This is a genomic window from Paraburkholderia sp. 31.1 (genome assembly GCF_014397645.1).
GTDB lineage: Bacteria > Pseudomonadota > Gammaproteobacteria > Burkholderiales > Burkholderiaceae > Paraburkholderia > Paraburkholderia tuberum.
Window position 1 is genome coordinate 117,487 of record NZ_VZQN01000024.1, and the last position, 10,905, is coordinate 128,391.

The 10,905-nt window shown below is 61.0% G+C and carries 12 protein-coding genes and 2 pseudogenes; 2 read left to right on the forward strand and 12 right to left on the reverse strand.

The features are described from left to right. From F6X37_RS19985 to F6X37_RS20020, 8 genes are all read right to left on the reverse strand, one after another. Nucleotides 1-396 (reverse strand): DUF1987 domain-containing protein, encoded by a 396-nt coding sequence (locus tag F6X37_RS19985; protein ID WP_090808074.1) that lies wholly within the window; start codon nucleotides 394-396, stop codon nucleotides 1-3. 19 nt (nucleotides 397-415) lie between these two features. Then, the gene (locus tag F6X37_RS19990; protein ID WP_187612505.1) at nucleotides 416-979 is read right to left on the reverse strand and encodes a SiaB family protein kinase; all 564 of its coding nucleotides are present in this window, start codon (nucleotides 977-979) and stop codon (nucleotides 416-418) included. 12 nt (nucleotides 980-991) lie between these two features. Beyond that, nucleotides 992-2,107 (reverse strand): SpoIIE family protein phosphatase, encoded by a 1,116-nt coding sequence (locus F6X37_RS19995; protein ID WP_187612514.1) that lies wholly within the window; start codon nucleotides 2,105-2,107, stop codon nucleotides 992-994. Nucleotides 2,108-2,416: 309 nt separating this feature from the next. Beyond that, nucleotides 2,417-2,677, reverse strand: coding sequence for a hypothetical protein (locus F6X37_RS20000; RefSeq protein ID WP_184057752.1), 261 nt, complete (start codon nucleotides 2,675-2,677; stop codon nucleotides 2,417-2,419). Next, nucleotides 2,670-3,419 carry a DNA/RNA non-specific endonuclease gene (locus tag F6X37_RS20005; RefSeq protein ID WP_187612506.1) on the reverse strand — a complete coding sequence of 250 codons (750 nt, stop codon included), beginning with the start codon at nucleotides 3,417-3,419 and terminating at the stop codon, nucleotides 2,670-2,672. The genes F6X37_RS20000 and F6X37_RS20005 overlap by 8 nt, the downstream gene beginning before the upstream one ends. Nucleotides 3,420-3,740: 321 nt before the next feature. Further along, nucleotides 3,741-4,100 (reverse strand): DUF3564 domain-containing protein, encoded by a 360-nt coding sequence (locus tag F6X37_RS20010; RefSeq protein WP_090808065.1) that lies wholly within the window; start codon nucleotides 4,098-4,100, stop codon nucleotides 3,741-3,743. Between the two features lie 217 nt (nucleotides 4,101-4,317). Further along, a complete protein-coding gene (locus F6X37_RS20015) occupies nucleotides 4,318-6,030 on the reverse strand; it encodes an acid phosphatase (RefSeq protein WP_187612507.1) in 1,713 nt (570 codons plus the stop codon). A gap of 101 nt (nucleotides 6,031-6,131) precedes the next feature. Beyond that, nucleotides 6,132-6,428, reverse strand: coding sequence for a hypothetical protein (locus F6X37_RS20020; RefSeq protein WP_090808061.1), 297 nt, complete (start codon nucleotides 6,426-6,428; stop codon nucleotides 6,132-6,134). Between the two features lie 220 nt (nucleotides 6,429-6,648). On the opposite strand from F6X37_RS20020, the pseudogene F6X37_RS20025 reads away from it, so the two are divergent. Beyond that, nucleotides 6,649-6,936, forward strand: a pseudogene (locus tag F6X37_RS20025) (IclR family transcriptional regulator C-terminal domain-containing protein); the annotation flags it as partial. Between the two features lie 125 nt (nucleotides 6,937-7,061). Beyond that, nucleotides 7,062-7,217, forward strand: a pseudogene (locus F6X37_RS20030) (MFS transporter); the annotation flags it as partial. A 95-nt stretch (nucleotides 7,218-7,312) separates the two neighbouring features. Here F6X37_RS20030 and F6X37_RS20035 read toward each other — a convergent pair. From F6X37_RS20035 to F6X37_RS20050, 4 genes are all read right to left on the reverse strand, one after another. Next, nucleotides 7,313-7,774, reverse strand: a complete 462-nt coding sequence (locus tag F6X37_RS20035; protein ID WP_018423974.1) for a GNAT family N-acetyltransferase — start codon at nucleotides 7,772-7,774, stop codon at nucleotides 7,313-7,315. A 142-nt stretch (nucleotides 7,775-7,916) separates the two neighbouring features. After that, on the reverse strand, nucleotides 7,917-8,120 hold the full coding sequence (locus tag F6X37_RS20040) for a DUF3562 domain-containing protein (RefSeq protein WP_184030727.1): 204 nt from the start codon (nucleotides 8,118-8,120) through the stop codon (nucleotides 7,917-7,919). A gap of 235 nt (nucleotides 8,121-8,355) precedes the next feature. Continuing rightward, a complete protein-coding gene (locus F6X37_RS20045; protein ID WP_187612508.1) occupies nucleotides 8,356-9,654 on the reverse strand; it encodes a TAXI family TRAP transporter solute-binding subunit in 1,299 nt (432 codons plus the stop codon). A gap of 647 nt (nucleotides 9,655-10,301) precedes the next feature. Beyond that, a complete protein-coding gene (locus F6X37_RS20050; RefSeq protein ID WP_187612509.1) occupies nucleotides 10,302-10,742 on the reverse strand; it encodes a hypothetical protein in 441 nt (146 codons plus the stop codon). Between the last annotated feature and the right edge of the window lie 163 nt (nucleotides 10,743-10,905).

A 10,905-nucleotide genomic window follows, 5' to 3' on the forward strand; every position in this document is an offset into this window, starting at 1 on the left:
TTACTTTCCCTGCTGCGCAATGGGACGATCGGTGAACTCGATCGCGCGGAAATCGGCTTTCAGTTCTTCGCCGAATTCGGCAATGGTCTCGTCTTCCTCGTCGCGATACCAGTTCATCGACACGCGGCTTCCCGATTCCGCCGCCTGATCGAGCGCGTCGAAGATGCTGAACAGCATTTTGGTACTCGAGCTATTGAAGTACGTCAGCGCGACGTCGATGGTGATCTCGGCCCCGGCGTTCGCGGCGAGGTATTTGCGCATCTGCTCGATGATCGGCGCGTAAAAGGCGGCTGCGTTTTCGGGGTAGGACTCTCCCCTGATCGACAACGCGTGTTGGTCGAAGCGAAAATCGACTTCGGGCGACGTCGTCGTCGCCGGGATGTGTAGGTTTTCCATTGTTCGTGTGCCTTCCTGCTCAGATGATGGCCATGAGGCAAAACAGCGTGGTGCCCGGTTCGTCGGCACGCGGATGAAAAGCGAATTCAAGCGGCGCGCTCGCATCGCGCGCCATCGTCAGGAAGCCGAGCCCGGCGCCCTTGCTGTCTTTCGGAGCATCGGTGCGCAATGAAACCTTGTACGCTTGCTTGATTTCTTCGAGTGACATGTTGCGCAGAGGCTCCAACCTGCTTCGCAGGTCCTCGACTTCGGCAGTCGCGATGGGATTGACGCACAACATTACGTGATTTTCGCCGTGCCTGGAGATGCACACCGCGCCCTCGCGTATCTCGCCTGCCCGTTCGCCACCGGGCTCCAGCGCGTTCGACGAGTAATGAACGATGTTCTGTGCCAGCTCGATAAAGGACGAGAAGAGTTTGCGGCGAGTAGGACCGCTGACGCCGGCGACTTCGAGCTGCAGTTTCACGACTTCGCCCATCGACGCGACGATGTTATGGGAGAAGTAGCCCTTGTGATAGAAGAGCACGTTGCGCCGCTGCGCGAGTTCGAAAAAGGCGCTGTCTTGTTCTAGTAGTTGGGACATTCTGGGAATTCGCTAAATGCGGGCACAGAAAAGCGTGACGTCGTCACGGCGCGGTTGCTGGCCTTGCCACTCCGCGAGCGCGAGCCGGACGCGCTCGCAAATCGTCGCCGGAGTTTCGGCGCGGTTTTCGAGAATCAGGTCGAGCGCACGGCGCCGGCCGAAAGAAATGTTGCGCGGGCCGCCGATCTGATCGGCGAGGCCGTCGGTATAGATGAACAGCAGGCTGCCTGCCCTGACCGGAATCGAGCGCAAGCTCCACGCATAGTCGGCGCGACTGTCCACATAACCGACACCCATGCGGTCGGCGCCGATCGTTTCGAACTCCGCGGCATCGGGCGACAGGATGTGCAGAGCGATCCTCGCGCCGGCAAAATGCAGCACGCTCTCCGTGGCGTCGAACCAGAAGAGTGCGGTATCCAGACCGTCGTTGGATTGGGTTCCTTCGTCGGCACTGTTCACTTGCCCAAGCAAGCCCTTGACGTTTTGATTGACGGCCGCCAGTAGCGCGGCGGGATCGCGCGGACCGATCTGTTCGAGCGCCTTCGACAGTGACGCCGAAGCAAGCAAGGTCATGAAGGCGCCCGGTACGCCATGGCCGGTGCAATCGGCAACAGCGCCAAACCAGCCGTTCGGAAAGGCCGCGAAATGATAGAAGTCGCCGCCGACGACGTCGCGAGGTTCCCAGACCATCGCCGCGTCGCGCAGCTTCATCGACAGGGTCTCGCTGGAAGCACGCAACATGGCGCGCTGTATCACGCTGGCGTACTCGATACTCTGCATGATCTGGCGGTTCTTCTCCGCCTGCATTTCCGCGACCGCACTGATAAGCTGCAGACCACTGCCGAGACCCGAGAAGAGTCCGTCACGCGTCACGATGAAACCATCGACCAGCGCTTTTTCTCCGGCCTCGACGGTCCTGAACGTCAGCGCTTCGATGCTCACGTCGGCGTCGACGATGAGCGGTTCCTTGTCCATGAACGCGATGCAACTCTTCTTGTCGTAAAGCTCTCGATGGAACGGCTTGCTCATTTGCGACATGAAGATATCGCGGTTGATCAGGCCGATGGGACGGTGGTCGTCGATGACAGCGAGACTCTGCATGTCGCGGCGCGTCGAGAAGATCTCCATGACCACGGAGTTGGGATCTTCAACGTCTACGGATGGAACTTCCTGGCACAAGTCTCCGGCAGTGCGCGGATTACCCTGTGCGGAAGAACGGCGAAATCTCGAGAACGCAGCATGCATGGCGACGCCAGTCGATGTGTGAAGAAACCTCGCACGCTAAGGTTTCTCTATGTACATTATGTGACAGAGGGGAGGCGATCCGCTCTATTGGCGCGAGATTAGAAAACTAGCGGTCACGCAAAGGTTTGCGTGACCGACATCAGTAAAAATTGCGATCTGCGAGGTTGCGCAAATGCAACGCCGCCGAATCCGTTATTGAAACGGGTTCTGCACGATACCCGGTTTAGCATCCGGCTCGTCCTGCACCTTTGCCGGTAAATCCTTCTGCGCCTGCAGGCTCGCGACGATTGCATCGAGCGCTTCCTTCAACGCGAGCGCCGCCTTCAGTCCGCGTTGATCGCGCGTCAATTCGAGCGTGCCGTTCAGCACGACACGCGTCGTGCCATTGCTGAGCGTGAGCGCATCGCCTTGAATGTTGAGCACGTCGTCATCGTTCGAATAGGGCTTAAACACCTTTCAGTCCTCCTGGCCGCTGGTCCTTGAGGTTGTCCGGAATGCCCGGAAAGCGGATGCCCGACATCGCTTCGAGTTCGTGAATCGTGCGGATGTCGTAGCGGTTGGTCGCTACATTATCAACCACGACTGCGAAGGCCAGTTGACGCGACGGCACGTAGACGACCTTGTACAACCGGGTGGGCACGAACACGCGCGTCGGTCCGATCGTCTGCAATTGCTGGCCGGTGAACAGCGGTCCGGTGACGACGTACGTGTCGTCGTAGGCGAGTGCGATCTTGCGCACGGCAGTTTCGATGCGTGCCCACAATCGTTGGTTGTTCTGACGATTTTGCGGCACGATGTTCGCGAGCGAGAACGATTGCGCCATCGCCTCGTCGTTCCACCGATTACCCGCCGGACTCATATGACCGCGATCGAAGCCGCTGCGTTTGTAGTCGGCGAGTGTCGCGCCTTCGCCTTCGGGCAGACGCGCGTCTTCGAAGAACTTGTTGGTGCGCACCATGTCCTTCGCTTCTTCGATGTGCTCACGCGTCAGATGCTCGGCAGACCACAGCGGACCGTGCGTGAGACCCGAATGCAGCACCGCGAAATCGCTATAACAAAGCAGGCGCGTTTTCGGCGCCATCTTCTGATTGGTGAGGACGGGCCATTGCGCATTCGGCGTGAATCCGGTGCAGGAAGGCGCCGCGCTCGCATGAGCGGCGACGGCGAGTAACAGACAGGCAAGCCACTTCTTCATGGGTCGGTGGTTCGATGAACGGGGACGCAAGTATAGCGTCGTGGCCCGCGTCGAGCGACTGCACAATGCGAATCGAAGGAAGGGAATTGGAAACGGCAGAGGCGGCGTGCGCCGGACAAAAAAGTGGGCCGCTTTGCAGCGACCCGAATGCGTGGACTTCCGAATCTACGCACGCAATCTTAAGAATGTCTTAAGGCTTTGCGATATCGCGGCACGTTATGTTCGATTGCGCACGAACAGATTTACGCGTACGAACAGTGCTCGTGCAATGAGCCGGAAGTTTCGACCGGAAAAGAGAAGCGCGACGAATCGCGCCAGAACTTAATTACCGAACACGCTGTTTTCAGCGCGCACTTTTTGACGATCCACCGCCTGCAAACGCCAGAAGCCGCTAGTCGCCTTGCGTGTTTGCAGCGCGGTCCATGCAGCGGCGCCTTGCGCGGCGCTCACTCGCTCCTTGCGATCGACGTGCAGACCGCGCAACGTACAAAGCGGCGCCTCGGCGCTCGGTGCGCACAGCGTGGTCACGCCGTTTTCGTCGCGCAGTTCGCCCCATGGGGGCAGGTCGATCCCTTGATGCGCTTCTCTCGACCACCGATGTTCATCGGTATCGAGCCAGAGCACAGCGTAATCATGGCTTACGGTGGGATCGGAACCGTTAATCAGGATGGTCAGTCGCATATCAGTTCCGTTCATAAATTGCGAAGCGCTTTATCAGTCTAGGCGGCGCGGCGCTTTATGCAAGACAAAGGCATGATGTGCGAATGGAAAATCAAGTCGCCAAAAGGTGTGGCGAAGTACGGTGAATCCTTACTGCGCCGCGGCGTACGCGATATGCATGCAGTAACGACCACATGCAGACCGCGAGCCGCGGCAAATCAACGCAGCCGAGAGGCGCTCAAGCGAGATCGAGCGAAGCGGTCAGATCGCCGAGCGGCGCGAGTCCGTTGCTTTCGAATGCCTTGTCGCGCGCGACCACGCCATCGAGTGGCGCGAGTCCATGCACACGGTTAATGAAACGCAGAATCGAGTTCGTGTCGTACACCGTGTGATCGACATAGGCCTTCTTCGCCAGCGGCGAGATCACGAGCGCGGGAACGCGCGAACCCGGACCCCAGCGATCGCCGATCGGCGGCGCGACGTGGTCCCACCAACCGCCGTTCTCGTCGACGGTGACGATCGCGACCGTGTTCTGCCATTGCGGGCCGCGCTGGATGTGCTCGATCAGCGTCGCGATGTGACGGTCGCCCGAGGCGACGTCCGCATAGCCCGCGTGCATGTTCAGGTCGCCCTGCGGTTTATAGAACGTCACGGTCGGCAAACGTCCCGCGTCGATGTCGGCGATCAGGCGATTGGTCGACGCGTCGTTACCCATGCCGCCGTCGCGCAGATAGCGCCGGCGCGCGGCGGTGCCCGGCGCGTAATTGGCGAAGTAGTTAAACGGCTGATGGTGGTACTGGAAGTCGGGCATCGACCCCGTATCGCGATGATCGAGCGCGAATTGCCACGCGCCGCTGTACCACGCCCAGTCGATGCCCTTGCCGGTCAGCCGGTCGCCGATCGTCGCGTAATTCTGCGGCGGCATCACCCGCGGGTTCGACGGATCCGCGAAAGCCGGGTCGCCGCCTTCGGCCGGACGCACGCTGCTCGGCTGATACGGCGGCGCCATCGTGTTGACTGCGTAGCCGTCGGCGGTGAAAGCGCCGTCATTGACGAACTTCGGCGGACCGTCGAGCGCCGACGCAGGCGAATTGGGCGCGAGCTTCAAACGGGTGCCGGTCGGATCGTCGCCTTCCACGACCGACACCATCTTCTTCGCCGGACTGTTGTGGATGTCCGGATAGTAGGGCGCCTGCGCCGAGATCAGGAAGATATGGTTCAGCCAGGAGCCGCCGAAGGCGGCCATGAAGAAGTTGTCGCACAGCGTGTACTGCTGCGCGAGATTCCACAGACGCAGCGTGTCGGCGGAATTGCGGTAGTGCCCCATCACAAGGCCGCCGGAATCGCCCCACGCGGCGAACTGGTTGTTGCGCCCCGCGTTGATCTGCATCTGGTTCTGATAGAAGCGATGGATGAGGTCGCGCGTGATCACGCCGGTCGGCAGCGGCGCGCCGTGCGCATCGACGATGCGGAACGGCCGGTTGCGCAGATGATCGAGATCCTTTTCGCCGATCATGTAGCGCTTGCCGTCCACTTCCTGCGCCTGCGGCACGAGCCCGCCCCAGATGGCCGGCAGCCGCGGCAGCGGCGTCTTGCCGTCGCGGTCGAGCTGGACGTATTGCTGGGCGGTGAGCGCGTCGAGCGGATGCTGGACGCCCGGGTAGTTGCCGTACAGGTTCGCGAAGCTGCGATTCTCCGCGTAGATCACCACGATGTTCTTCACCTGATCGTGCAGCGCAGCGTCGAGCCGCAAGTCGGCGGCGCTGCGCGGCGGCTCGTTGCCCGCAAGTCCCTCGCCTGTTTTGCAGCCGGTCAGCGCAAGGCCGAGGCCGACCGCCGCGAGACCGGTCAGTACGCGCCGGCGTTCGGGATCGTTGGGGGCGTCGTCGGTGTTATCGATTGAATCGGGGTTGTCCAGTTTCGGCGGCAGGTGAGGATCGTGGTCGGTCATCGGTGAGTTCCGAAGGAGACGTGACGGTCGCATCGGCGCCGCTCGAAGCGGCGCGCGCGACACCGGTTACGGGTCCGCCGAGGGCGGCAGGCCTCGCAGCTTTACGGCAGCCGACGCTTGACGCGCCAACTGTGATGCGTGGCATCGACGGCCAATAGTAGCCAGTGCCGTGCGTCGATCGGATGACGTTTTTGCGTCGCATAACGCTCGACGGTCAATTCGAGTTCGTCATGTGCGCGCCGATGGCAGGTGGCGTGCGCACCGGAACCGTCCGCGAATTCGACGCGCGCCTCGGCGACGTTTGACGCGCAGGCCGGCTCGGGAAGATTCGCGATGCGCACCGCGCAGCCCGGATAAAGATGCGAGTCGGCAACCTGAATCTGGACCGCGCTGGACATGACGTGGCCTCCTACGCTTGGGCGGCGCGAGCGAGCGGCTGGAATACACCGCGCCGCCGGACCGGATCAAAGCATAGCACCGCCCATGGCCGATTCGCCGCGTGCTTCGCGCTATCATCCTGAATTGAACCCGATGAACCGCATAGAGACGGCAGCCAAGATGGCAAAAGAAGAGCAGACAGGAGTGGGACGCAGGCAGGCCAAACCCCCCCGTGCGGCTGTGTATGAACGGGTGCGCGAGAGCGCGGCGCTTGGCCATGCGGTCAGCGAGGCGTCGTTCGAGCGGGGGATTTCGGTGGTGAGCGCGCCGGTGCGTGACCAGAGCGGTAAGATCGCCGCCGCGTTGACGGTGACGATCCCGCGTTCGGATATCGGCGAGACCGCCGAGCGCGAGCCGCTGATCATCGCCGTATGCCAGGCGGCGCTGGAGCTGTCCGAGCGCCTGAGCTATCGCCCGAGGCAGGACGATCCGACCGCGATGCAGGCGCGCCGCAGATCGGTTGCCGCGCATCGAGTGCGCGCTGACTTCACGGCGCAACTACTTCAAATACTTATTTCATATCTGTCGGCGAGTCCTGCTGCATTGCACAGCCGGACTCGCCGTATCACGTCGTCAAAATCATCAGAACGACGATCTTCGCGCCGGCGATCGTGTCGAAGACGATGATCGGCGGCAACCTCGAAGTGGCGTTCTATATCCTGGCCGCCGTGCCGTTCATCGCGGCGGTCGCGGTGCACTTCCTCGATATCGAAACCAAGGGCAAGGTGCTGGAGCAGCTCGAGGCTTGACCGGGACTGCGTGATGACCGCTTGAGCAGTAAAACGAAAGGCGCACCGGGTGGTGCGCCTGTCCTCTTTGATGAGCCTTGATGAAGCGCTGAGCGCTAAAGCGCTTTGCGATATACCACGAAGCCGGACTTATCCGCGACCTTGTCATAGAGCTGCATCGCGGTGTGATTCGTCTCGTGCGTCTGCCAGTAGACGCGTTGCGCACCGTCGGCTTTTGCGCGCGCATAGACGGCCTCGATCAGCGCACGGCCGACACCCTTGCCGCGCTCGCTATCGAGCGTGTATAGGTCCTGCAGATAGCAGATCGGCCCCGCCATCGTCGTATGACGGTGATAGAGAAAATGCACGATGCCCTGCAATTGCCCGGCGCGTTCCGCGACGAATGCATGCATCGGCTCGTAGCCATCGAAAAAGCGATTCCACGTGATTTGCGTGATCTCGCGCGGCAACGCGGTCTCGCCCGAGCGGCCATAAAACGCGTTGTAGGCGTCCCATAGCGGCAACCATGCATCGAAATCGTCACGGGTGACGGCGCGAATCTGCAGCGGGGCGGACATGTGGACGGTTCCTTTGGAAAGCTGTGGAACCGCCAGCATAAAAAATTTGCGACGCGATTGTTAGCTCCACCATGCTCGCAAAATCTGGAGCCACGATGCGTGCGACAGCGTGATGAGCCGACGCATCACCGCATACCGCGAGTCAGTGCTCGCGATGTTGCTTGTGACGCAGCTCGTTGCGGACCTTCTTCGCGGCGAACAGCGGCACGTAGTCGAACACGCGCGCCTCGTTCCGGAATTCGGCGAGCGTATCGGCGTACATGCGCGACACCGTTTCTGCCGGCGTGTCGGTTTCCTCGGCGATGCTTCGGACCACTTCGTCTACATTCGGCTCAGGCTGGGACATGGTCTCTCTCCGGGTAGGACGGCAGGCTGGATGGACGGTACGCGGACGGCAGGAGTCCATTACAGGATGCGAATCGCGAGCGCGCCAATTGAATCGACCTATCGTCCGACTGATTCCACAGAGATTTTTTTCTTGCGCTGCGGCAAGCACCCACGCGGTGAGGCCGTGCGGAAAATCAACCGGCTGCGCGGTGGTGAATACCCGGGAAACGCACAGGGCTAAGCGACCGCCGTCTCTACTTCTGCACTTTCTGCGCTACATGCGCGATCCGGTCGCGCACGACGCCGATCGCCTGCTTCAGCGCGTAAACGTCCTGAAAGTAGCGGTACGGAATTCGGATCTGGCTAGCGTTCGCGTCGATGCTTTCAATCTCCTCACTCCATTGCGCGATCTGCGCGCGAGACGGCTCGGCGTTCTTCCACACTTCGTCCTCGAGCGCCTTGATCGCGCGGTACCATACGATCAGGCGTTTCTTCATCCGCGCTTCGAGCATGCGCGGCAGCGCCTGCGCGAGGCCGATCAGCAGCGCGAGGAACGGCACCAGAATCAGCAGCCGCCGTTCGATCAGACTCGCGAGCCAGAACGGCAGGTAGCGATACAAAAACGGCCGGCCCGATTTGAAGTACCGCACGCTTTCGTCGGAGATCGGGAATTCTTCGGTGTTCAGGTTGGGGAACATGCCGAGCGGCGTGAAGTAGTCCTCGCCGCCGTGCACCGTGCGCGCCGCGTCGAGCAGCAGATAGACGAGCGCCGGATGCAGCGTGTCCTTCGACACGAGCAGCGCCGTCGCCGCGAGCAGCGTGACGTCGCTGCGCGGCAGATCGTCGGCGACGCTTGTCGAGGCACGCGGCAAGATGATCTTCGACAGCGACGGGAATTTTTGCGCCAGTGCATCGGCCTGCGCGAAGCTCATCAGCTTCAGGTTGCTGGTGAGCAGCGTGTGCTGCATGTCGGCGTCGGGCCGGCCAATGAAGAACGCCGCGTCGACCTGACCGCTTTCGAGCCCCTGGTATGCGGCGTTCGCGTCCATCTGCAGCAGCGTCGAGTTCTGACTCGTGACGCCGCTATAGCCGAGCAGCACCTGCGAGACGTTGAGCAACCCGCTGCCTGGCACGCCCATCGAAATGCGCTTGCCGCGCAGTTGCGACAGCCGGTCGATCGTCGCATCGCCGCGATAGAACACCCAGATCGGTTCGTACGACACGGCGGCGATGGTTTGCAGATTGTCGGTGTCATTCGGACTGGTCGTGCCCGACTGGATGAAGCCGACCTGATAGGCGCTGTCCGGGTCCGCGAGCCGCTGGTAGTTTTCGACCGAGCCCGACGAGCTACGGATGTCGAGCTTGATGCCTTCGCGCTTGAGCAGCGGCGCGTAGCGATCGGCGAAGCCGCGATAGATGCCGCCGTCCGCGCCGGTGGTGATGACGATCGTGCGCTGGAACGCGGGCTCGAGCACGAGCGCGAGCATCCAGCCGAATGCGGCGATGAGCACGATCGCGCCGACGATCAGAAGACGCCGGCGCCGCCGCGTCATCGGGGTTCTCGGGCTGCGGTACAGCGCGGGGTCTGGTCTCGGCATCGTTACCCGGTTTGGTCAGGTCCGGCCTTGGTGACTAATGGGATGGAGGCGGTCTCTATTTCCTCAACTTTACGATATCAGGGGGTTTTATTGGATAGTCAGTGATGTGCATTGAAAAGGTCTGGCTGACACTGTCATCGGGGCACAGGTCGGTTGGCCCTGATGTCGAAGATTCCGGTAACTACGCCGTTGCTGCCGCCTTGGGCATTCGGGACCATGTATTCCTGCTTGCCCCCGGCTGCCGATCATCATCTGGACCGTCACGCGTTGCGCCTCGGATCGTTCTGACTTGCGTCCGCGTTGATTGCACTATTCGGCAGACGGTTTCACTTGCGTCCAGACTAGTGGTGCTTCAGTCGTCACTTGCAGGCGTGCCCGAAGCTCGGGGTGCGCCTTAGTGTGGCAGAGCATCGCCATGCTTCCGAGCTTCCGTGCGTCTTCATCCGTAATTGGGGTGTCGGAGTTTTCGGGTGCATCCGGGGGGACCGGAATTGTAAGCGCGCGATCGATCGCAGATTGCACGTGCGCACGCTGAACAACGCAAAATTTGATTTGCTGCGTTTGCTCGTCGTAATAGGAAATGAAAGCGGATTCGTTACTCACTAGAAACCTCTGCAAGTCTGGTAGTTGGAGAACGCTCTCCGTTTGCACAGTAGGTACGTTCGGGAATCCCTGAATGTAGCGCCGATCATGTCGCACGCCATCATATCTTGCTCGTACTTCGCAAAGCATTCCGCTTCATGTGCTTCACTCACTCCGCGCGCAGCAATCGTCTGCACGTCGTCGCTTAACGCTTCCGGCTGAAAGGTGAACGGCTGTGCATTGCCGAGGCTCTGCGGTACGCGCGGTGTGTTGCCACGGAGTGACCCTACCATGTCCGCTTCGGCGCGTTCCTGCGCGCCGGGGACTGGCCGCGAAGCCCTTTCCCGCTGCTCCCGTATCGCCTGCACGCACTTGCGGATCTGGTCCCGCTCGGGAACAAAGAGCAGGTTACCGTTCTTCACTTCGTTGTATAGGGCCTTGGCGATCTCATGGTCGTCCATCCTGTACATATGAAAGCGGTTTTCACTCCGGGCGATGGCGGCCTCAAATCTGAAGTGCAACACCTGTTTCGTATAAGGTGTTGCGATGCACGAAAGAACTCAGTACCAGCAACTTCAGCCTGAAGAGCGCCTGACCATTGCAAGTCTGCATCTGCAGGGTTCG